19 protein-coding genes are annotated in these 22,808 nt (G+C 39.1%); 8 read left to right on the forward strand and 11 right to left on the reverse strand.

All coding sequences use genetic code 11. The annotated features are described in order from the left end of the window. Positions 1-10: 10 nt before the first annotated feature. Both WCX87_RS10850 and mgtE read right to left on the reverse strand, forming a co-directional pair. Positions 11-1,180, reverse strand: coding sequence for a sodium:proton exchanger (locus WCX87_RS10850; RefSeq protein WP_345979904.1), 1,170 nt, complete (start codon positions 1,178-1,180; stop codon positions 11-13). Between the two features lie 8 nt (positions 1,181-1,188). Next, complete coding sequence (gene mgtE, locus WCX87_RS10855) at positions 1,189-2,556, reverse strand: magnesium transporter (RefSeq protein WP_345979905.1); 1,368 nt, start codon at positions 2,554-2,556, stop codon at positions 1,189-1,191. 113 nt (positions 2,557-2,669) lie between these two features. Between mgtE and WCX87_RS10860 the strand changes: the two genes are divergently transcribed. Further along, positions 2,670-3,644 carry a mechanosensitive ion channel domain-containing protein gene (locus WCX87_RS10860; protein ID WP_345979906.1) on the forward strand — a complete coding sequence of 325 codons (975 nt, stop codon included), beginning with the start codon at positions 2,670-2,672 and terminating at the stop codon, positions 3,642-3,644. Between the two features lie 187 nt (positions 3,645-3,831). Here WCX87_RS10860 and corA read toward each other — a convergent pair whose 3' ends face one another. From corA to rpsT, 3 genes are all read right to left on the reverse strand, one after another. Then, a complete protein-coding gene (corA, locus tag WCX87_RS10865; protein ID WP_345979907.1) occupies positions 3,832-4,872 on the reverse strand; it encodes a magnesium/cobalt transporter CorA in 1,041 nt (346 codons plus the stop codon). A 110-nt stretch (positions 4,873-4,982) separates the two neighbouring features. Beyond that, complete coding sequence (gene prfA / locus WCX87_RS10870; RefSeq protein WP_345979908.1) at positions 4,983-6,050, reverse strand: peptide chain release factor 1; 1,068 nt, start codon at positions 6,048-6,050, stop codon at positions 4,983-4,985. A gap of 11 nt (positions 6,051-6,061) precedes the next feature. Further along, complete coding sequence (rpsT, locus tag WCX87_RS10875) at positions 6,062-6,322, reverse strand: 30S ribosomal protein S20 (protein WP_345979909.1); 261 nt, start codon at positions 6,320-6,322, stop codon at positions 6,062-6,064. Positions 6,323-6,456: 134 nt separating this feature from the next. On the opposite strand from rpsT, the gene glmM reads away from it, so the two are divergent. From glmM to WCX87_RS10910, 7 genes are all read left to right on the forward strand, one after another. Beyond that, positions 6,457-7,797, forward strand: coding sequence for a phosphoglucosamine mutase (gene glmM, locus WCX87_RS10880; protein ID WP_345979910.1), 1,341 nt, complete (start codon positions 6,457-6,459; stop codon positions 7,795-7,797). Further along, complete coding sequence (gene lspA / locus WCX87_RS10885) at positions 7,790-8,293, forward strand: signal peptidase II (protein ID WP_345979911.1); 504 nt, start codon at positions 7,790-7,792, stop codon at positions 8,291-8,293. Before glmM ends, lspA begins: the two co-directional genes overlap by 8 nt. Before the next feature lie 84 nt (positions 8,294-8,377). After that, complete coding sequence (gene tig, locus WCX87_RS10890; protein ID WP_345979912.1) at positions 8,378-9,679, forward strand: trigger factor; 1,302 nt, start codon at positions 8,378-8,380, stop codon at positions 9,677-9,679. Position 9,680: 1 nt separating this feature from the next. Continuing rightward, on the forward strand, positions 9,681-10,274 hold the full coding sequence (clpP, locus tag WCX87_RS10895) for an ATP-dependent Clp endopeptidase proteolytic subunit ClpP (protein WP_345979913.1): 594 nt from the start codon (positions 9,681-9,683) through the stop codon (positions 10,272-10,274). A 7-nt stretch (positions 10,275-10,281) separates the two neighbouring features. Continuing rightward, on the forward strand, positions 10,282-11,337 hold the full coding sequence (locus WCX87_RS10900; protein ID WP_345979914.1) for a GGDEF domain-containing protein: 1,056 nt from the start codon (positions 10,282-10,284) through the stop codon (positions 11,335-11,337). Positions 11,338-11,358: 21 nt separating this feature from the next. Then, on the forward strand, positions 11,359-11,877 hold the full coding sequence (def, locus tag WCX87_RS10905) for a peptide deformylase (protein ID WP_345979915.1): 519 nt from the start codon (positions 11,359-11,361) through the stop codon (positions 11,875-11,877). 83 nt (positions 11,878-11,960) lie between these two features. After that, positions 11,961-13,466, forward strand: a complete 1,506-nt coding sequence (locus WCX87_RS10910; RefSeq protein ID WP_345979916.1) for a YifB family Mg chelatase-like AAA ATPase — start codon at positions 11,961-11,963, stop codon at positions 13,464-13,466. A 32-nt stretch (positions 13,467-13,498) separates the two neighbouring features. Here WCX87_RS10910 and WCX87_RS10915 read toward each other — a convergent pair whose 3' ends face one another. From WCX87_RS10915 to thrS, 6 genes are all read right to left on the reverse strand, one after another. After that, positions 13,499-14,599, reverse strand: coding sequence for a YeiH family protein (locus WCX87_RS10915; RefSeq protein ID WP_345979917.1), 1,101 nt, complete (start codon positions 14,597-14,599; stop codon positions 13,499-13,501). Between the two features lie 83 nt (positions 14,600-14,682). Continuing rightward, on the reverse strand, positions 14,683-18,243 hold the full coding sequence (locus WCX87_RS10920; RefSeq protein ID WP_345979918.1) for a DUF748 domain-containing protein: 3,561 nt from the start codon (positions 18,241-18,243) through the stop codon (positions 14,683-14,685). 97 nt (positions 18,244-18,340) lie between these two features. Further along, positions 18,341-19,207 (reverse strand): hypothetical protein, encoded by an 867-nt coding sequence (locus WCX87_RS10925; RefSeq protein WP_345979919.1) that lies wholly within the window; start codon positions 19,205-19,207, stop codon positions 18,341-18,343. Continuing rightward, positions 19,204-20,226 (reverse strand): hypothetical protein, encoded by a 1,023-nt coding sequence (locus tag WCX87_RS10930; protein ID WP_345979920.1) that lies wholly within the window; start codon positions 20,224-20,226, stop codon positions 19,204-19,206. The genes WCX87_RS10925 and WCX87_RS10930 overlap by 4 nt, the downstream gene beginning before the upstream one ends. Before the next feature lie 244 nt (positions 20,227-20,470). Beyond that, positions 20,471-20,989: a translation initiation factor IF-3 gene (gene infC / locus WCX87_RS10935; protein ID WP_345979921.1), complete on the reverse strand. Its 519-nt coding sequence runs from the start codon at positions 20,987-20,989 to the stop codon at positions 20,471-20,473. After that, positions 20,986-22,794, reverse strand: coding sequence for a threonine--tRNA ligase (gene thrS, locus WCX87_RS10940; protein ID WP_345979922.1), 1,809 nt, complete (start codon positions 22,792-22,794; stop codon positions 20,986-20,988). The genes infC and thrS overlap by 4 nt, the downstream gene beginning before the upstream one ends. Between the last annotated feature and the right edge of the window lie 14 nt (positions 22,795-22,808).

The raw sequence follows: 22,808 nt of genomic DNA on the forward strand, positions 1-22,808 counted from the left end.
ATGAACTCCGTTAATAATAGATCGCGATAATGGTAAACGCAAAGAAAAACATCAGATGAGAGATCCCCTCAAAATAGTTAGTATGTCCTTCATCCGTCGTTTTCCAAGCCAATATGATCGTAAGTATCAATGCCCCTATCTCAAGAGGGTTGAAATCCAATGTCAGCCTGATATCGCTCAAATATGCCAAAAGGACCAAAACAGGTACTGTCAGCAGGATCGAAACAGTCGATGCTCCCATGGCGATATTTACGACACGCTGGATCTCGTCATTTTTAGCGGCCTTGATGGCTGTTGCTATCTCAGGTGAAACTGAGACTATGGCGATGATAAGACCCGCTATACCGGATGAGACACCGTACTCTTTTGCAAGTTTGACCCCCTCTGTCGCAAACACTTCCGCACCAAGAGCAATAATGGCGATAAAAATAAAGATAGAACCGATCAAAGCGAGATTACTGAATTTCTCGAAGATATAGTCATCCTCTTGATCTTCGACATTCTCTTTGTTCTCTTTTGCCATCTTTCTTTTTAGCCTGAATATCCTGCTTTTTGCCGTCTGTTTGAAAAAATGCGAGTGCGTCCTTGTCTGAAAGACCAGAATAAACATATAAAAGACAAACAGAAGCATCGCGATCGCTTTAGATGCGTTTTCGATCGTAGTAACCGAATGCGATACATGGTTTAACAGACCCGGTACAAGCAGCGCGATACCTGCAACAAGAAGAATGGTAGTGTAAGCACTTGATGTCTCTTTGTTATGTTTTTGTTCGGTAAATTTCAAACCACCCAAAAACACGGCAAGACCAAGCAAGACGTTCATATCGACTATCACAGCTGAGACGATACCGCCTTTGACCGTCTTGACGACATCCGGGTCACTATATGCCTGTAAAAGGACTATATATAAAAGTATTATCTCCACGACAACGGCACTAAGAGTTAAAATAAAACTCCCGTAGGGCTCTTGAAATCTTTCTGAAAGTATCTCTGCTATCTCGGAGACGCTTAGTGAAAGCGCACCTATTCCGATAGCGGCAAACAGTGTTGCCAAGACCTCCAAACCGTTGTAATGAAAATAAAATGATATTGCAATAGATACAACTCCAACGAATATATCCCAATAATCATCAACTAAATACTTTAACCTACTGTCGCCTTCGCTACTCGAAGATTCCATTCCTTCTCCTATAATAAGATAACGCTTGCCAGCCCTAAAAAGCTGAAAAAGCCGACCACATCCGTGACCGTTGTCAATAACACCGTACTTCCGATAGCAGGGTCTATATCCGCCTTTCTAAGTAGTAAAGGGATAACACTGCCGAAAAATCCTGCACTAAGCAGGTTGATAATCATAGAGAGTGCAATTACCACTCCAAGAAGCGGTATATGAAACCAAAAATAGGCTACGACGCCTATGACAAAAGCAAACAATAACCCGTTTGCCAGCGAGACTATGATCTCTTTGGATATCGTCTTTCTGGCGTCTGAACCCTCGATCTCACCCAGTGCCATCTTACGGACGGTAACGGTAAGAGTCTGAGTCCCTGCATTGCCCCCCATCGAAGCGACTATCGGCATCAATACCGCAAGAGCGACGATCGACTGGATCGTCTGATCAAACAGACCGATAACAAGCGAAGCGGCTATGGCCGTGACAAGGTTTATGCCAAGCCAGATAGCCCTACTCTTACCGATCTCGTAGATATCCTCTTCCTGCTCGATCTCATCATTGACCCCGGCAAGATTAAATATCTGCTCGGTCGCGCTCTCTTCGATAATATCGTAGATATCATCTGAAGTGATCCTTCCGATCAGCTTGTCATGATCATCAACGACGGCGATGGCATTAAGGTTATAGTTAGTAACCATCTCGACCACATCTTGGATATCCGTCTTATGATGAACGCTAAATGTCGTATGTTTCTCTTTTGGGATATCGGAAAATTTCAGCTCATGCTCAAATATGATCAGATCTTCCAAACTTACCGCACCGAGATATTTATGATTGTTATCAAGTAGATATGCCTGCCAGACGTTATCTATCTCGTTTTCCTCTTTAAGTCTCTTCAGCCTCTTTATAGCCGTACCGATGTTCTCGTTTATGTGTGCGCTGAAAAGCTCACTTTGCATATACGCACCCGCTTCATCTTCCTCATAAGAGATAAGCTGCTGGATCAGTACCTGATCTTCATCGTTGAAGTTCTCAAGTATCTCCTGAGCCGTATCCTCATGCTCCTCTTGAATGTTTTGGATGAAGGTAGCGGCATCATCGGTATCCATATTGGATGCGATGTCCGCAAGCTTTTTAGTACTTAAAAGTTCAGCCACCTCTTCTTGTACATAATCGGGAAACTCCGAAAGGATATCCGCGAAGAGTTCATGCGGTATGACCTTGATAAGAGCGATATATTCATCACTATTTATATCTCTTAGTTCAAGTAATTGCTCGGCAATGTCATAGGGATGGACAGTAGCATTGTTGTTTTTATATTCTTCTATCTCTAAAGTGATCGTATTTTTAAGAGCAACAAGCTCTTCGTTACTTACTTCCATCAACTATTCCGTTTTTAAAATTAAATAAATATAATGTTTCATTAAAACTGTTATTTTATTTCGATATTATAACATTTATACAGGCATATCATTTTAAAGATTAAAGGAAAGATATGAGATTAATAATAATCAAGACAGCATCTGCTTTGCTGCTTACATGTAACTCCTTATTTGCCAATGATGCCAACGAATCATTTCTCAGTGTCGAGGCCAAAAACTTGGGATCCGCGTTCATAACGATCCTGACAAAACCTATCTTTTCGATAAACGAGATCGAGATCAGCGCTCTTAAGATATTTATCTCTCTACTTGTTCTTGTTCTTGGATTTTTAATCGGCGGATACTACAAAGTCCATATCCAAAAGATATCTTACAAAAGACATGCTATCAGCTCCGCGACAAAGACTATTTTTGCAAACCTCGGTTATTACACGATCCTGCTTATCTCTTTATTGATAGCGCTCAATATCATCGGAATCAATCTCTCATCTATCGCTTTAGTAGCCGGTGCGCTTTCCGTCGGTATAGGTTTCGGTCTGCAAAACATCGTCTCTAACTTCGTCTCGGGGATTATCTTGATGTTTGAAAGAAGTGTCAAAGTGGGAGATTATGTCGAGCTCTCCGATACACTGCGGGGTCACATCATCGATATCCGTATGCGCTCTACCATTTTAAACACCAATGCGAACATAGATGTCATAGTCCCAAACCAGAACTTTATACAAAACAGTGTGATCAACTGGACTATGAACGACAATATCAAACGCTTTGACATCCCCTTTGGTGTCGCCTACGGGACAAATCCTCAGCTTGTCATGGATGTGATCACAAAAGCAGTTGCCGATGCCGACTATGACGATGTCTATATCACTGATGACAGACAGACGAGAGTCATTATGACCGGTATGGGCAACAGCAGTGTGAACTTTGAACTGATGGTATGGATACAAGGAGAGAATATCTTTCGCCCAAGAAGGACAACATCAAGATTTCTAGTCCTGATATATGACACACTGTATGAAAATAACATCCAGATCCCGTTCCCGCAGCTTGACCTGCATATAAAAAACGGTGAGAAGGAGATCTAAATCTCATTGATGAAAAGCTTTTCGATATCTTTTCATCAAGCTTACAAAGTATAACACTTAGTGTGTCATTTAGATTTATAGTATTCATATATCTCCCAATAATTCGAACTAAAAAGCATATTTTATACACGTTAGTCATGTTAGTATTTAATAACATAGTCATTTGGAGAGCAAAAAATTATTAGTTTTAAAACCATCTTCGCATTTTAAAATATGCAAGTAATGCGATAGGTACTATGACCATCAGTATATTTGAAAAATAGTAGGCGTTCTGCGATTCAAAGATCGTTTCGTACTTAAAGTTCATCCCGAAATATCCGGTTAAAAACGAAAGAGGGATGAAGATAGTAGCGATAATGGAGAGTGTTTTCATGATCTCGTTCATACGGTTGCTCAGTGTCGAAAGGTAGATATCTAAAAAGCCAGACACACTGTCTCTGTACCCCTCTATAATATCTATGATGTTTATAACATGGTCATAAGTGTCTTTAAAATAGATATGATGCTGCTGTTTCACACTGTCGGAGATCAGAAGTGTGTTTAACAGTTCACGCATCGGCCATACAGATTTTTTAAGTTCTACAAGAGTGCGTTTTAGATCATGAACATTTTGTATGCTCTGTTTTGTCGGATTATTGAGTATTTCATCTTCGATATCTTCTATTTTCTCGCCTATCTTTTCCAACACAATAAAATACTGGTCTACAAGATAATCTATAAGCGCGAAAAAGAGATACTCATTTCCCTCTCGTCTCATCCTAGAATCTTTTTTTGCGATCCTTTTTTTGATTATCTCAAATCTTTGGGGAGAGTCATCGGCAAAGGTTATTAAAAAACCGTCTTTTAAGACAAATGATATCTGAGAGAACTTCAGTTCATCCTCGACATACTCGATATACTTGAGGATCACGAATATATAGTTTTCAAACTCCTCGATCTTCGGTCTGTGTGCTACTGAGAGGATATCCTCTACGACCAGCGGATGGATATTAAAACTTCCGCATAATTTCGCAATGCTTTCCTGATCGCTTATAGGCTCGATATGTACCCAAGTCGGTATCTTTTTTTCAGATGAATTGAGAAGCGTTTCTATGCAGTCAAAACTGTCGCACTCCTGCGTATTTACATCATCTAGATCATATTTTATTATCGTGATCTCCGGATTTTTAACCTCTACATCACCTGTGTAGATGGCAGTACCGGGAGAGAGTCCTACTTTTTCTGTCATTTTAATATCCATATTGTGTAGTTACGAATATTGTAGCGAAGATATTATTAATATTTATTGGAAGTTTTGAAGTGGTTACATGTAAGGATCAGACCTTACATGTAAAGGTCTTATAGACCTGCAGATTCTACGATTTTTGCTTGATGATCGGCAATTAGCGGGTCGATGACCTCATCTAAAAGACCACCTGTCATGATCTCGTTTAGTCTGTAAAGAGTCAAAGTAATACGGTGATCAGAGATACGGTTTTGAGGATAGTTATATGTACGGATACGTCCGCTTCTATCTCCAGTACCAACCTGCATCGCACGAGCTTGACTGTCTTTTGCTTGAAGTTCCTGCATCTGCATATCATATAGACGTGCTTTAAGGACTTTCATCGCTTTTTCTTTGTTCTTATGTTGAGACTTTTGGTCCTGATTCGTTACGACTATACCTGTCGGTATATGCGTGATACGTACAGCAGAGTCGGTAGTGTTGACACTCTGTCCGCCACATCCGCTTGAACGCATAACATCGATCTTAAGATCATTCTCATTGATCTGAACCTCGACGTCATCGACCTCAGCCATAACTGCAACAGTGATCGCAGACGTATGAACACGTCCTTGAGACTCAGTTGCGGGAACACGTTGAACACGGTGAGTACCGCCTTCAAATTTCAATCTGCTATAGACCTGCTCACCCTTAATAAGAGCGATAACCTCTTTATACCCGCCCGATTCAGATGGTGAAGAACTCATAAGTTCCACTTTCCATCCGCGGTTTTCGGCATAACGAAGATACGCATCAAAAAGATCTCCGACAAAGATGGCAGCTTCATCACCGCCTGCTCCTGCACGAAGTTCTATGATGGTATTTCTATCATCATTCGGATCTTTCGGTAAAAGAAGAAGTTTTATCTCCTCTTCAAGCTCATCGACACGAGGCTCAAGTTCACGAAGTTCCTCTTTCGCCATATCAGACATCTCCGGATCGCTAAGCATCGCTTTTGCATCGCTTATCTGCGCAAGTACATCTTTATATTCATTTGCTTTTTCAACGATATCTGAAAGTGAAGATTGTTCTTTGGAGAGTTCTGTCATCCTTTTGATGTCAGAGGTTATGTCAGGTGAACTAAGCAATCTGCCTAGTTCATTATAACGATTGATAAACGGATTTAGTTTATCTGATAGCATTTAAACCCTAATTATATAGCGTTTACAGCTCTATGTAGACGACTTACTTTTCTTGCAGCAGTCTCTTTTTTCAAGATACCTTTGCTTACGAATGTGTGAAGTTGTTTATTTGCAACTTTGAAAGCAGCTTCTGCTTCTGTTTTATTTCCTGCATCGATTGCAGAACGAACATCTTTAACGATGTTTTTTAGACGTGTACGGTAGAAACGATTACGCTCAGTACGAACGATAGTTTGGCGGATACGTTTCAAAGATGACTTATGATTTGCCATATAATGAGTCCTTCTCATAAAATTTAGTGTCGAATACTACCTTAAATATATTTAAAATTAAGTTAAAGCTAAAGGAAACTACACTTTTTAATCTAATATGCTAAAATATGGCACTAAAAACAGAGGATTATTATATGAGACTTTTTGGAACTGACGGTGTACGCGGACAAGCTGGGAGTTTTTTGACTGCTTCACTTGCTATGAGAGTGGCTCAAGCTGCCGGCGTTTACTTTAAAAAACAGGCTAGAACAAAACGCATACTTGTCGGAAAAGACACAAGAAGAAGCGGCTATATGATAGAAAATGCGATAGTCAGCGGTCTTACTTCAGTCGGTTACGACGTCATCCAAATCGGGCCTATGCCTACTCCTGCCATCGCATTTTTAACAGAAAATATGAGATGTGATGCGGGTATCATGATCAGTGCTTCACATAATCCTTATGATGATAACGGTATAAAGTTTTTCGACAAACACGGAGATAAACTCTCTAAAGAGGTGGAACAAGAGATAGAAGCTATCTATTTTGACGACTCAAAAGTAGAAGAAGCTTGTGTCATCGGAAAGAACATCGGTCAGGCCAAACGTATAGACGACGTTATAGGCCGCTATATCATTCAACTCAAGAACTCTTTTCCTACCGAACTGACACTACAGGATATGAGGATCGTACTAGACACTGCAAACGGAGCAGGATATAAAGTAGGTCCGACAGTACTCGAAGAACTCGGTGCAGAAGTGATAGTACTGCATGATAAACCGGATGGTTTTAACATCAACGAAGGATGTGGAGCACTGCATACAAAAGATCTGTGTGCAGCCGTGAAAAAGTATAGAGCAGACCTTGGGATCGCACTTGACGGTGATGCAGACAGAGTCGTGATCGTAGATGAGAACGGCGAAGTAGTCGACGGTGACCAGATTCTTGGAGCGTTAGGTCTTTATCTACATCAACACAAAAGATTAAAAGGTGACGGGATCGTTGCAACTGTAATGAGCAACCAGGCACTTGAAGATGCTCTTAATCAAGAGGGACTTAAACTGTACAGAAGCGATGTCGGGGACAAGAACGTCTTAGATATCATGAACAAAAACGGGATAAATTTCGGAGGTGAACAAAGCGGGCATATTATCATCCATGATTATGCAAAAACAGGTGACGGGCTTGTAAGTGCCCTGCAGGTCTTAGCACTTATCATCTCAAGAAAGGCTCCGGCTTCTGCGGTTTTACGTCCATTTGCACTTTATCCTCAGGAACTTGTAAACATCAATATAAAAAACAAAAAACCGCTTGAAGAGATAGAGGGACTTGCCGAACTGTTAAACGAAGTCGAAAAACAGCATATCCGTCATCTGATCAGATACTCTGGAACCGAAAACAAACTTCGCATCCTGCTTGAAGCAAAAGATGAGAAGAAGATGAACAGCGCTATGAAAAAGATAGTAGATCATTTAAGTTCAAAGCTCAATGCCTAAGCCGTTATATAAATTAGTATTGCCTCTTCTTCTTTCTATTATAGGTATATTTATGATCGATCAGGGGATAAAAGAGTTCTTTATACTAAAAGCTATGGATATCTACGGGGTTCCACAGGACTATCTTTATACGCGTGCTATGGATATCTACCAGACAAGCTGTATAAACATGCGTCTTGTGTTTAACTACGGCGTGGCTTTTTCTATGTTCTCGTTTTTAGAAAGCTCTTTAAAATGGATACAGCTTCTGCTTATCTCAGGAGCATTTGTCTATGTCATCAGTTTGAAAAAAAACTGTTACGCTCTGCCTGCGGGCATACTTATAGGTGCCGGTCTTTCAAACATATATGACAGATTTATTCACGGCGGAGTCGTTGATTATGTCTACTGGCACTGCGGTTTTAATTTTGCAATATTTAATTTTGCGGATGTGATGATAGATATCGCTGTAGCGTGGATACTACTACTTAACTTAAAACCTAGATTGTGTAAATAATTTACGATAAAGCACTTTTTTGGTATTATTGCTCAAAATTATCACAATATAAAACCTATTACATGTAGGGAACAAAGGAAATTGATGGATATCAAAGCAAAAAAGATCGATGCGGCAAATGCTAGCATAGAAGCAACAATCTCAAACGAAGAGATTCAAGCTAATGTCGATAAAATCGCTAAACAACTTAGCAAGACAGCAAACGTACCTGGTTTTAGAAAAGGGAAAGTACCTGTAAGCGCTGTTAAACAACAGTATGGAGCTAAACTGGTAGAAGATGCTGAGACACAATCTCTACGTGATATGCTTGATGCCGGTCTAAAACAGATAGAGCTAACAGCTGAAAGCCTAATGGGTGAACCACAGATCACTAAGTTTGATAAAACTGCTGATAAGATCGAAGTAGAAGTTAAAGTTGCGATGCGTCCAGAGATCGAACTTGGAGAATATACATCATTAATCGAAGATTTTGAAAAACCGGAAGTAACAGATGAAGAAGTAATGGCTCGTATTAAAGAGCTTGCTGAGTCTCAATCTCCGCTAGTAGACAGCAAAAGTGCACGTAAGCTGAAAAAAGGCGATACTGTAAGTATTGACTTTGAAGGTTTCCTTGACGGTGTGGCATTTGAAGGCGGAAAAGCTGAAGCATTCTCACTTACACTTGGTTCTGGTCAATTCATCCCAGGATTCGAAGATCAAGTAATCGGAATGAAAAAAGGTGAAGAGCAAACTATCAAAGTTACTTTCCCGGCAGATTACGGCAGTGACAAACTAGCAGGTAAAGAAGTAGAGTTTAAAGTAAAAGTAAACGCTCTTCAAGAAAGAGAAGAAGTCGCACTTGATGACGAACTTGCTAAAAAAATGCTTCCGGGTGAAGAAGATGTTACTTTTGACAAACTAAAAGAGCAAGTAAAGATCCAAATAGAAAATGAAAAACTTGGACAACTTTATAACTCTGAGCTAAAACCAAAACTTTTAGAGACTTTCGTATCTAAGATCGAGTTTGCTCTTCCAGAGTTCGTGATCGATCAAGAGATGGATATGGCGATCAACAAAAAAGCTCAGACAATGACTGAAGATGAATTAAAAGAGCTTCGCGAAAATGCCGATAAAGTAAAAGAGCTTCGCGAAACATTCCGTGATGATGCAAGAAACAGCGTAAAAGCTACATTTATCATTGATGCTTTAGCAAAAGCTGAAAACATCTCTGTAACTGAGCAGGAAGTAATGCAGACTATCTATTTTGAAGCTATGCAGATGGGACAAGATCCTCAACAAGCATACACTCACTATCAAAATTCAGGATACCTGCCGGCTATTCAAATGGCTATGGTCGAAGATAAAGTTCTTAGCAAACTTTTAAATTCAAAGATAAAAGACGCATAATATGAGTTATATCCCTTATGTAGTAGAGAAGTCAGGGCGCGGTGAGCGTTCGTACGATATCTACTCACGCCTTTTAAAAGATCGTATCGTTATGCTTAGCGGTGAGGTTAATGATGCTGTTGCTTCGACTATCGTTGCACAGTTTCTGTTTTTAGAAGCGGAAGACCCTGAAAAAGATATCTATTTTTATATAAACTCTCCCGGTGGTGTTGTGACATCTGGAATGGCTATATTTGATACGATGAACTATATCCGTCCTGACGTTGCTACGATCTGTATAGGTCAAGCGGCATCAATGGGTTCATTTTTGCTAAGTTCAGGTGCAAAAGGCAAGCGTTATGCTCTGCCTCATGCTAGAATCATGATACACCAGCCTTTAGGCGGTGCACAAGGTCAAGCATCTGACATAGCGATACAGGCTCAAGAGATACTTAGAATGAAAGCTGAGTTAAATGAGATCCTTGCAAAAAATACAGGTCAGAATATAAAAACACTTGAAAAAGATACCGATAGAGACAACTTTATGAGCGCTGCTGAAGCGAAGAAGTATGGTATAATCGATGAAGTTTTAGTGAAAAAAGAGAAAGAAGAGTAGGACTAACATGGCTAAATCATTGAGAAAAAGAAGAGATATCGAAGGCGTACATTCCGAAAGTGGTGAGACTGAAATTGATGCCGTCTCAACTAGTTTCAATGATCCAACCAATGATGTGGAGCTGTATTCAAAAGAGGTCTTAGAATCTCTTTTAAAAGACAACCTCCCTCCTACACCGAATAATTTCTCACTCTATTTTGACAGATTATTGGAAAATAAAAGCGATAATCTTCGTAAACAGATCGTATCTATTCTTCAACTTGAAGAGACAAATAATGATGAAGCGACCATAGAACTTGAAAGAACGTTAAAAAATGGATTTGTTTCAGTAAAAAGTATCCTTTCAGTCTCTGCAGGCTTATATAAAAATATGAGTTTGATGACTAAGATCCTGGCAAAAAGAAAAGAGGAGATATCAGAGAACAAAGACTCTAAAAATGTTCTCAGCGTCATCTCTTCTTTAGAAAACGATCTTGGTAAACTCGATGATATTCTAAAAAAACAGATCACAAACCTCAAATCTCTATATGATCACACTGCATCAATAGTAAAAAATGTAGAAAACGAGACTATTTTTGATAATAAATACGGAATCTACAATAAAAGATATCTACTAAACAAAGTCGAGCAGGAGATATCTCTTATAAAAGAGTTCAAACATAAAAGTAGCATAATCATGATCGAGCTTTCTAATGAACTTATAAAAGAAGTAGAAAGTGAAAAAGCGATCATGCTTATGACAAGAACAGTCGCAAGACTCTTGATGAAGACTTCAAGAAGAAGCGATACTGTTGCCCATTACGGTAACGGCGTGTTCTCTATGCTTTTAAAACACACTGACATAGACAGTGCCATAAAAGCAGCACAAAGACTAAGTGAACTTGTTCAAAACAGTAACTTTTTCCTTGCAGATAAAGAGATAGAGCTACAAGTCTCTATCGGGATAACTCCTGTCTTATCTACATCTACAACGGATGAGATCATAGTCAATGCACTAAAAGCTATGGAACAGGCATATAAAGATCCTAACAATTCTTATGCACTTATACTTGATGACCAATAATAATGAGAGACCAAAAGATATATGAACCTTACAATTCTTACATATCCTGATAAAAGATTAAAACAGATATCAAAAGACGTTACAAAATTCGATGAAGAGATTCATAAACTGCTAGACGCCATGAATGAGATGATGCTCTTATCAAACGGCATAGGTCTGGCAGCGATTCAAGTCAACTATCCTCTAAATATACTTATTTTGAATATTCCAGACAGTGAAGGTGAACAGCATCCGGATAACCTTATGGAGATCATAAACCCAGTTATAATCAATAAAGAGGGCTTAACTACTTACCAAGAGGGATGTCTAAGCGTACCGGGCTTTTATGAAGATATAGAGCGTTATGAGACTGTTACTATAAACTATCAGGATAGACACGGCAACACAAAGAGTTTGGATGCCGATGGACTCTTAAGCATTGCTATCCAGCATGAGATGGATCACTTAGCCGGTAAACTTTTTATCGAGAAGCTTTCGTACGCTAGACGTAAAAAGTTTGAAAAAGAGTACAAAAGAGCTATAAAAGAGAAAAAAGCGTAAATTTTCTCTTAAAATCTTTCAATCTGCAATAAAAAGAAAAAAAACTCTCAACTGCGTTATCCTTATATCAGTAAGGAATTAACATGAAAATGGTAAATTGCGCAACATATGAGGGTATAGAGGCCAAAGTAGTCCAGGTTGAATCAAGTCTGACAAAAGGGCTTCCCTCCTTCAGCATCGTAGGCATCGCTTCCACATCAATAAATGAATCCAAAGAGAGAGTCAAGTCTGCACTTCTAACAAACGGCTTTTCATTTCCGCCAAAAAGATTTGTTATCAACCTTTCACCCAGCGATATAAAAAAGCAGGGAAGTCAGTTCGACTTGAGCGTAGCACTTTTACTACTTATGGACTCTGATGAGACTGATATATCTGATTGGTTTATCTTCGGTGAACTAGGACTTGACGGACAGGTCAAGGAAAATATCTTTTTGTACCCTCTGATATTATCTTTAGCAAATCAAAATCTCATTAAAAAAGCGATAGTTCCAAAAGAGAGTCTTAATAAACTCACAAAAATAGCCGGTGTAGCATTTTACGGTGTCTCACATATCAATGAAGCGTTAGATATCCTAAAAGACACCAATGAACAAATACTCCCCAGCAAATCAACGGCAATAGAACATAAACACATTATAAGCCATGAAAAACTCTACTACGCAGATGAATACAAATATGACTTCAAAGATGTAAAAGGGCAGACGATCGCAAAGCGTGCCGCACTTATTGCAGCGGCAGGATTTCATAACATTCTTTTTGAAGGAAGTCCGGGATGCGGAAAGTCCATGATAGCTCAAAGACTGCGATACATACTGCCGCCTCTCAGCGGATCTGAGATACTGGAGATCGCAAAGCTTCAAGCTCTTGACGGGTACGAACCGGACTTTAAACCCGTACGCCCATACCGTTCGCCGCATCACACCTCGACAACAGCCAGCATCTTCGGAGGCGGTTCACACAATGCAAAGATAGGTGAAGTTGGACTGAGTCACCAAGGGATCCTCTTCTTTGATGAACTGCCCCACTACTCAAAAAATATCCTCGAAGCACTCAGAGAGCCTCTGCAAGACGATAAGATACGCATCTCAAGAGTCAACTCTAAAGTAGAGTATCCCGCATCTTTTTTGTTCGTGTCCGCAATGAATCCATGTCCATGCGGCAACCTTTTGGATTCTACAAAAGTTTGCAGATGCAATGAACTTGAGATCAGAAAATATAAGAACAGACTCTCTGATCCTTTTTTAGACCGTATCGATATAAAGGTCACTATGCAAAACGTCACTATTAACGATAAAAGCGATGTAAGTTCAAAAGAGCTGCATTACAGTGTACTAAAGACCATAGAGTTTATATCCAAACGGGGACAAAAAAATTTTAACGGAAAACTTAGTGACGAGGAGATTGAAAGGTTTTGTATCTTCGACGATGAAGCGAAGATAAGTCTGGAAAATGCCATACAAAGATTCTCACTCTCATTTAGAGCTATTAAAAAGGTACAGAAAATCGCACGTACGATCGCCGATCTGGAACAAAGTAAAATGATCAGAAAAAAAGATGTTTTAGAAGCTTTAAGTTATAGAAGAAGATAGTTACATGTAGAGAAAGCTCTACATGTAAAAGATTAGATGATTGTAACTATCAGTTTAGTTACTAGGAAACCACCTACTACCAGCCATACAAACATGCTTAGACCAGTATAAAGCGGAGCCATACCAAGACCTTTAAACTTCGCAAAACGAGTACCCATACCAAGAGCTGTCATCGCCATTGTAAGTAAAAAAGTATCTACGACATTGATCTTGCCGATTATTGTATGAACTGTGTCAGCTATTGCAGCTCCACCGCCTTGAAGGTACATCTCGATCAGTGAATTGACTCCCGCCATACCGATGAAATAAACCGCGAACCAAGGGATAACAAGTTTCACTCCGCCTGCTACAGAACCAGTCTTCTTTGCTTGAAACGAAAGGTAAAGTCCAAGAACGATAAGCATAGGAGCTATCATGATAACACGCGTCATCTTAACGATAACCGCACTGTTTGACATATCCGCCGATGCACCCGGAATAGATGCAGGAACTGCAACAACCTGTGCAACTTCATGGATAGTACCGCCGACATAGATACCGAACTGTTGTGGAGTCAGGTGTAAGAAACCTTGCGCCGGTTCGATGATCGCTGCATATAAAACAGGATATAAGAACATAGAGATAGTACCGAATAAAACGACCATACTGACCGCTACTGCAGCTTTATGCCCTTCTGCTTTTAGTACAGGCTCAGTCGCTAGAACTGCCGCTGCTCCACAAACTGATGCACCTGATGCTGTCAGCATAGATGTATCACGATCCATTTTAAAGAACTTTTGTCCTATCCATGTTCCAAGTATAAAAGTCGTTGCAAGCATAGTAAGAGAAACTAAAAAGCCCTCAAGACCTACTGCCGCAATTTGTTGAAATGTAAGACGGAAACCATAAAAAACGATAGCAAAACGTAAAATTTTCTTTCCTGAAAAAACTATCCCTGTTTCCCAGCTGCTTGGAAAATGATTATGTAATGTGTTCGCATAAAATATACCGATTACGATACCAACGACTAGCGGAGATATCCCTAAGTGTTTAATCGGTGCTAAATCTGCGATAAATGTAGCTGATGCAGCCACTAATGCGACAAAGATAATACCGCTGATAGTACCTTTGCGATTCTCTTTAGAAAATGCCATTTAAGCCCCTTAAATATAATTTGGAATTATATTGTATTTTTTTCGATAAGCCAAATAAAATATTTTTTACTATTTGTTCAAAATTACTTAACATTGATATCAAGCTTCGTTTTGATCCACTTTTCATCCATTTTTACCTCTTTTATCTCTTTAAACTCTACTCTTTTACTATCTAGCTGATGATTGATAATCAAATAGTCAGAGATCATCTTAGCACGGTTGTTTGCAAGTGCTTTAAGTTCATCATCGTTTACCGTCATGAACATGCTGTCTTCATCTATCAGTCTTGCAAGATATTTTTGTTTAAACTGCTCTTTGTCAGTATACTCTTCTTTAAGTTTATCTTTTATTACATCAAGTTTATCATCTTTTGTGTATTCATCATAGATATCTTCGAGCATATCTATCGTCAGAGCATTCTTTTTCTCATCTTCATTGGTTATGCCGCTTTTCTTCACAACCAGATCAACCAGCTTTTCTACCTGCAGAGCTTTTTTATCGGCAACATTGTCATATGTCCCCGTAACTACAAGATCAAGTTTTTGACGTTTGCTGAGTGCTTTAGCCAGATTATCAAGCTTCTCTCTTTCAGGCGGAAGTAAAACGGTTTTACCCGGTTCAAAGTCTATCGCTTCTAACCCCTCAGTATCTATTCCAAGTACCGAACCAAGCAGCGCAAAAGGCGATGTCACCGCCTTCGTGATAAGACCGCCGATAGTCTTCCATACCAAAGCACCGTATTTAAAGTCCGGTTCATCCATATTCCCCTTAATAGGCAGGTTGATGTCTATTATGCCATCATTATCTTCTAGTAGTCCGATAACAAACCCCAAAGGAAGGACTGTGATGTTTTCATCATCTATCGTATCGCCCAGTTTGATCTTCTTGATGATGACACTGTTTGAAGCATCGAGTTTTGAGTTGTCTATCTTATATCCAAGATCCAAAAACAGCTTTCCGTCATCTATCTTATACCCGGCAAAGTTTGCCGAATATGGAGACAGATTACTCATATCGAGATTTCTAAACACGACACTCATATCCGTAAACAACTTAGGATTTGCCGAGTTGATAGAACCGACTATCTTAGCCGAACCGTACTCGTCGACTATCCCGTCAAGATTGATATAACTTGTCTCGACCGCCTGACTGGATATGCCGTATATCTGTCCGTTTAAGTCGTGGATATTCGTCTGAAACTTCAGCGGTAACGAGAGGTCTGCAAATTTTGCGCTTCCGTTTTTTATAGTAATTTCCATTACTCTTACAGGAAATGCATTTTCTTTTGTTGCGTTATCTTCACTTTTGACCGTTTTGTTCTCATCACTTGATTCTATCTTTGAAAGTTTCGCAAAGTTTATCGTCTTGTTCTCATCTATGACGGCATTGACATAAAACGAGTCCAGCACCGCTTTATCCACATAGAGTCTGTTTGGAGCATACTCGAAACTGTATGAAGGCAGATAGAGTCTGTTAAACGAAAACAGACTGCTGTTATCTCTAGTATCGTTAATAAAGAGTTCATCAATACTAAGCGAACCGTTTAAAGAGAGATCGGCTGATCTTTTCGACGGTGCATAACTCTCTTTTGCTTTGAAATTAAAATATCCGTCATCTAAGTTCATATATGTATACTCGTTGATGTACGGATTTAAAAAGTTCAATGAGAGCTTGTTTATACTGATGCTGCCTCTTTGTTTTAACGGCGTATGCTGTAGTCTTCCGCTTGCTTTGATCTTTCCGCTGTTGTTGATCTTTGCTGCAAGATTATAGTTTAACCAGCTTCTTTTTTTAGAGTCGACATTGCTTACATGTAAATATATTTTATTGATACTTGTGCGTGCTGACGATGAAAGAAGTTTGTCTTTAAAACTTACGTCGGCATTTTTTATATCAAAATCATTTAACAGAACTCTCCAGCTGCTGTCTGTACTTTTACTCTTCTGTTTATTTTCTTTTGAGGATTTTGGCACAACGACATCACTGAGATTAATGGTTCCGTCTTTGTATCTTGCCATATAGATTTTTGGAGATATGATCGCCGACGAGCCGATATTTATACTGTTTTTGTTCGTATCCACCGAAATATCTTTTATATTAAACTCATTTAAAGAGAACAGTTGTTCACCTGTAGTTCTTTTTGATAAATCGAAAGAGTTTAGAGTAAAACTGCCATCCGTGACTTTTATATTGACTGATGAGTTTTCATCTTTTACACTCAGTTTCGAGTCAAAACCGACAACGGCACTGTCAAGTCTAAGATCATATTTTTTCAGAGCTTTTTTTGCCGTATCGTCTATATATGGTCTAAACTTCACCAGATTCAGACCGTTACATGTAAAGGATGAAGAAAGGTCCAGACTTTTAGTTGTCAAAGAACCGTCTGCCATACAGTCAAACCCTTTATTGATCTGCATATACAGCTTATATGTCAAAGGCGTAACACCCAGCGAAGTCAGATTCTTAATATTGAGATTCAGACTGTCGAGAGTCGTTGTGACATTCGGTTTGATGTATCTGTCTTCCAGACTGACTTTAAAGTTTTGAATATCGATATCGTCTATGGTCAGATCAAACGGCTTTGAACTGTTTTGCTCCACTTGTTTGGTGCTTGTCACATTTTTATCGCTCTCGTATTTTAGATAATCCTGCCAGTCTATTTTAGTCTCACCTATCCTTTTAAACTTTGCATTTAGACCCGAGAGAGAGATGTTTGAGATATGAGCTTTTTGTTTTAACGGAGTTGCTGAGATATCACTTACTTTGAGACTCGCTATATTTAAAATATCAAAATTCTCATCTTTTGGTTTTACTCTGAGTTTGGATATTTCAATAGAACTATTAGAGATTTTCAGATCCTGCAATTTATCCAGATCTATATGATAATCTGCATACATACTGACCTTGCCGTCTGCTACTTCGATATTTAACTTGTCTCTTAAATATTTCCATTGTGTATATAACTGACTTGATTGAAACTCAAAACTTCCGTCCACTACAAAAGGAGAGAGTGATTTGATACTGTTTGTCAGTTTGATGTAGCCTCCGTCATTGAGTACTGCTCTAAAAACGGATGTCGAGATATTTTTATTTGTAGTGTTCTTATCGCCTGTATCGATATCTTTTATGACAAATCCCAAATCTTCGACAGAAAGGTCGTAAGGCGTTTCGTTGGAATAGTCCTCATATCTAATCGCACCGTCTGTTATCGCTATCTTATCTAAGAGTATTCTAGGGATGCCCGACGATGATGAAGTCGAACTTTTTTTCTCAGAAGGTTTTGCAATACCGAGAAGATTGAGTTTTTTATCTTTTGAGTAGACGATATTTACCTTCGGGGCTTTAAGTTCTATGTCTCGAAAATGTATATTGCCCATGAAGAGCGAGTAAAGCTCAAAATTAGCACTAAACTTTTCCAATGAAAAGATGGTCTTGTCTTGCTGGGAAGTAAGTTTTAGATCAGCTATTTTAAGATTAAAGTTATAGGGATTAAACCTTACTGATTGTAACGTGATCTTCCCGTTTATCTGCTCATTTACTATCTCGACAACTTTTGTTTTTATAAGGTAGGGAACTAAAAAAAATCCGGCTAAAGTATATATGACTACCGCAGTATAAATAGTTCTTTTTAGAATAGTTTTCATGAGAGCTCCTCAAGATATAGAACTATTCTATCAAATTAAATATAATTTTTTATGAAAAAGAGAGTCTTTTTCCGCCGTTAAAGGCGAAAAAAATGTTTTAGTTAAAAGGTTTTTGTAGATCCGTTTCAATAGCACCGGGTACAGTTGCAATATGCATGAATTCACCCATTGTCAAAAGCGGATAACTGAGAGCGATATAGAATTTTCCATGTAAAACTTTTGCTTTATCACCCTCTATCAAGACCATATATGGAAGTACCAATCCATTCTGAAGGCCTATTTTTTTAGGGAACTTCGTTGTTTTTTTCTCAAGTTCCATTCCGACTAAAGTCGCATTGTCAGAGAGTTTCAGCTCAAATAAAAACTCCTTACTTGCTTTTGCTTTTGCGACAAGATCAGCATGCGAGCCTTCAGCGACTTCGATCATATCCTCATAATAAGGCATACCCATCATGAAATGGTATCCTGAAAGATCATCAAAGTCCAGTTTGTCTACAGAAGCTTTTAGCTCACCAAAAGTAGATGCTAAAGTCTGCAACTCTTTATAAAATACTGCATGGTTATAATCATCTTGCATGTACGCTTTACCAAAGTATACAGGGTTTGTGATCGTGATCTGTTTATTTGTATCATCTACATAAAGACGCTCTACAGCCGCAAAACCGCGACCCTCTTTTGCACCTTCAGCTTTTAGGGCATCATCCGTAAAAAGAATAGTCGTACCGTCTTTTAAAACTTTATACTCTCCGACGATCGTATAGCCTGCTTCTTGCAGTTTTGATTTTGCCGCTGCAGCATCGATGTAAGCACCGCGTAGGTATGCCGGTGCATCTTTACCTTCCGGTTTTTCCATGCTTGTAACATCAAAAGCTGCTGCTTCAGTGTTCTCGGCTGCCTGTGCTGCTGAGAGTCCGTAAAAAGCGGCTACCATCGCAGCTGCTAAAAGTGTCAGTATTTTTTTCATATTTCATTTCCTCCTAGATTTTTCATAATCTCGACTATCTCTTTATCAAGATCTTCGATAGCTTTTTGTTTTTTTGGATCTTTTATGCCCATGACTGCGATCCAGTTTTCTAAAGTCGGCATACCTATTTCTAATTTATCCCCGCCTTTTTCAATATACATATACATTGAGCACGGGGCGAATACTCCGGCATCCGGACGCCCGTCTGCCGTTGCTTTATCATTACGGTTGAAGATACTTTCCGAAAATGAAAAATGACAAAGCGAATACACGAAATATGCGTCATAACGATCAAAAGGGAGATCTAAATCGTTATAGATCTCTTTAAAATCTTTATATCCTGCGATAATGAACTCATGATCTTCAAATGCCGTTTCAAATCTATCCTGAAAAGCTTCGATAATATCGGCCAGCTCTTTTTGGCGGTCTATCGGCACTTCAAATCTGATCATACGTTTTTTAGCAAGTTGAGAGAACTTTTGGTATTTGACCTCTCCGCCTATGCTTTTTTGTACTACTTCATCCAGCTTAGGAAACATAGCTTTAAAGCCCTTACGGACCTCTTTATCTTTTGCTCCGACTATATCAAGCATCACTTCGGGATCGACATGACCGACATAAGTTCTATCTTCGTCTTTCAGTTTGTAAATAACTTCATTAAAAGGTGAGAAACCACCGATACTTGGATCTTTTAAAAGTAATGGACGGAGCGCTTTATCATCAGTGATCGAGAAAAAACCCAGATTATCAAGGTTTGTTCCTCCGTATTTACCGGCATATGCATCGTTAATACGTTCATGAGGATCAGAAAGTTTAAATCCGGCTTGAGAAATTTTGTTTTTCATCATATCGTAATATGCTTCTTCTTTATTTCCCGAAGCGACGTTAAACCTTACACCGTCTCTTAACTCTAAGCAAGACTCGGAGAGTTCTGGCTTAACAGCGGCATTTGAAAAACTGCAGCCTGCCATACTGAATGTCAATACTGTCAAAGAAAACATTGTGAACATTCGTCTCATCTCGTCTCCTTTCTTGATACTGAACTGTCTAAAACTCAGCCTATCCTTCTATTTACATTTGTTATATCACAAAAATATCGCGATGATTGTAACATAAATATAGTGATTAGTTTTCATAATAGAGAAAAACATAAGAAAGGGTGTTTAGCAAAGAAACATAAGGATAATCTATTTGAGAGAAAGTGGATTTACGAAGATCGCAGATCCAAATATAGTTTTGGACCTGCATCAATAAAGATAATTTTTACTTATTCGGTACCAGATACATGTTGTAGTAACGACCTTCAAAAACAGGCGGTTTTTCCATTGTCGCGATATCTTCTAGCATTGGCCAGACACGAAGTAAGACCTCTTTTGCAGCTTCTGGATGAGCCATCTCGCGACCGCGTAAGAAAACACGGAATTTTACATGTTTTCCTTGAGTCAAGAATTCTCTTGCATGTTTGACTTTATAATTGATATCGTTTTCAGCGATCTTCACTGATAATTTAATCTCTTTAACGTCTATCTTTGTTTGATTTTTACGTTGCTCTTTGAGTTTTTTCTCTTCTTGGTATTTATACTTACCGTAGTCCATAATCTTCGCAACAGGCGGCTTTGCAGTCGGAGCGATCAGAACAAGGTCTAGTCCCAGTTCATTTGCTTTTTCCATAGCTTCATCTGTTGATATGATACCTAATGACTCTCCACCATCTATATTACAGCGTACTTCAGGAACTCTGATATCGTCATTCATTATGACACGGTCTTGTTTTTTACTCAAAAATTTACCTCATTGATTTTAGTTTGTATAAGTGAAATAAATTCGCTTTCACTTAGATTATATTGTTCACGTGTTCTACGGTCTCTTATGGCGATAGTCTTATTTTCGACCTCTTCGTCACCTAAGACTATGATCATAGGAACACGAGCCTTTTCTGCTGTACGGATACGTTTGTTCAGACTCTCGTTTTTAGAATAGATCTCACTATCCGCTCCGATATCAAGCAATTTGTCTGATAACTCTTTTGCATATGCATTGTGAGTCTCGGCAATCGGGACAATCGCAACCTGCGTAGGAGCGACAAACATCGGGAACTCTCCAGCATAGTGTTCCGTCAATATACCAACAAAACGCTCAAAAGAACCTAAAATTGCTCTATGGATCATTACCGGCTGAATCTTTTCATTACCTTCACCATTGTACTCTAACTCGAATCTACTTGGCAAGTTAAAGTCTAACTGGATCGTACCACACTGCCATTCACGTCCTATAGCATCGGTAATTTTGATATCTATTTTAGGCCCGTAGAATGCTCCACCGCCCTCATCTATCTCATATGCAAGGTTATGTTTATCCATCGCATTCTTTAAAGCTTGTGTAGAGATTTCCCATACTTCATCGTCGCCAACTGCTTTTTCAGGTTTAGTAGAGATCATCATCTTATAGTCAAAATTAAACGTCGTCATTATCTTATCGACAAAATCGACAACTTCTATAATCTGCTCTTCGATCTGAGAAGAGGTACAGAAGATATGCGCATCATCTTGAGTGAATTCACGAACACGGAACAATCCATGAAGGGCACCTGTCATCTCGTGACGGTGAACAACACCGTATTCAAAATATTTGAGCGGAAGATCACGGTATGAGTGAAGATCGTCTTCATATATTTTGATATGTCCGACACAGTTCATCGGTTTTACACCGAACTCGATCTCATCGATGTTTGTGAAGTACATGTTTTCGCCGTAGTTTTGGTAATGCCCTGATGTCATCCAAAGATCGCTTCTTAGCATCTCAGGACCACGAACCGGCTCATAACCGCGTTTACGGTGTGCTTTAAACAGTAGCTGTTCTAAACGTGAACGCATACGTGCACCTGCAGGAAGCCAGATAGGAAAACCAGCCCCGACCTCTTCACGGAAAGTGAAAAGTTTCATCTCAGCACCGATCTTTCTGTGGTCACGTTTTTCCGCTTCAGCCATCATCTCAAGATAGTCTTTCAGTGACTCTTTATCAGCGAATGCAATACCGTAAATACGTGTCAGTACCTCGTTTTTAGAGTCTCCGCCAAGATATGCACCGGCGATCTTCATAAGTTTAAAATATCTGATAAAACCGATGTTCGGCAAGTGAGGTCCGCGGCAAAGATCTTCAAAATCACCCTGCTTATAGATAGAGACCGTATTACTTGGAATATTTTTCATAACTGCTAATTTAAGATGATCATTTGCAAATTTTACTTTTGCTTCATCCATAGAGATGTCATATTTTTCGATCTCTAACTTCTTTTTAGCAAGATTAAGCATCTCTTTTTCTATCTTTTTCAAGTCGCCTTCGCCGATAGTCTCAGATGTCTTAAAATCGTAATAAAAACCTTCTTTTACGACAGGTCCGACGTAAAACTCTGCATCGGGATATAGTGATTTGATTGCTTGAGCCATAAGGTGAGCGGTTGAATGGCGTAAAACTTCAAGAGAATCTTTCGAGTTGTCCAGTTCTATTGCTTGACCTTCAATACCAAGAGCTTTTGCAGTTTGCAAGTCAACAATTTCATCATTGTACTTCAGTGCGATTGTATTCAATATATATTATCCTA

The organism is Sulfurimonas sp. HSL3-2 (genome assembly GCF_039645965.1).
GTDB classification, from domain to species: domain Bacteria; phylum Campylobacterota; class Campylobacteria; order Campylobacterales; family Sulfurimonadaceae; genus Hydrocurvibacter; species Hydrocurvibacter mobilis.

Coding starts and splice junctions, on each gene's coding strand:
- WCX87_RS10850 (WP_345979904.1), bottom strand. CDS start 1,180: ATGGAATCTTCGAGTAGCGAAGGCGACAGTAGGTTAAAGTATTTAGTT.
- mgtE (WP_345979905.1), bottom strand. CDS start 2,556: ATGGAAGTAAGTAACGAAGAGCTTGTTGCTCTTAAAAATACGATCACT.
- WCX87_RS10860 (WP_345979906.1), top strand. CDS start 2,670: ATGAGATTAATAATAATCAAGACAGCATCTGCTTTGCTGCTTACATGT.
- corA (WP_345979907.1), bottom strand. CDS start 4,872: ATGACAGAAAAAGTAGGACTCTCTCCCGGTACTGCCATCTACACAGGT.
- prfA (WP_345979908.1), bottom strand. CDS start 6,050: ATGCTATCAGATAAACTAAATCCGTTTATCAATCGTTATAATGAACTA.
- rpsT (WP_345979909.1), bottom strand. CDS start 6,322: ATGGCAAATCATAAGTCATCTTTGAAACGTATCCGCCAAACTATCGTT.
- glmM (WP_345979910.1), top strand. CDS start 6,457: ATGAGACTTTTTGGAACTGACGGTGTACGCGGACAAGCTGGGAGTTTT.
- lspA (WP_345979911.1), top strand. CDS start 7,790: ATGCCTAAGCCGTTATATAAATTAGTATTGCCTCTTCTTCTTTCTATT.
- tig (WP_345979912.1), top strand. CDS start 8,378: ATGGATATCAAAGCAAAAAAGATCGATGCGGCAAATGCTAGCATAGAA.
- clpP (WP_345979913.1), top strand. CDS start 9,681: ATGAGTTATATCCCTTATGTAGTAGAGAAGTCAGGGCGCGGTGAGCGT.
- WCX87_RS10900 (WP_345979914.1), top strand. CDS start 10,282: ATGGCTAAATCATTGAGAAAAAGAAGAGATATCGAAGGCGTACATTCC.
- def (WP_345979915.1), top strand. CDS start 11,359: ATGAACCTTACAATTCTTACATATCCTGATAAAAGATTAAAACAGATA.
- WCX87_RS10910 (WP_345979916.1), top strand. CDS start 11,961: ATGAAAATGGTAAATTGCGCAACATATGAGGGTATAGAGGCCAAAGTA.
- WCX87_RS10915 (WP_345979917.1), bottom strand. CDS start 14,599: ATGGCATTTTCTAAAGAGAATCGCAAAGGTACTATCAGCGGTATTATC.
- WCX87_RS10920 (WP_345979918.1), bottom strand. CDS start 18,243: ATGAAAACTATTCTAAAAAGAACTATTTATACTGCGGTAGTCATATAT.
- WCX87_RS10925 (WP_345979919.1), bottom strand. CDS start 19,207: ATGAAAAAAATACTGACACTTTTAGCAGCTGCGATGGTAGCCGCTTTT.
- WCX87_RS10930 (WP_345979920.1), bottom strand. CDS start 20,226: ATGAGACGAATGTTCACAATGTTTTCTTTGACAGTATTGACATTCAGT.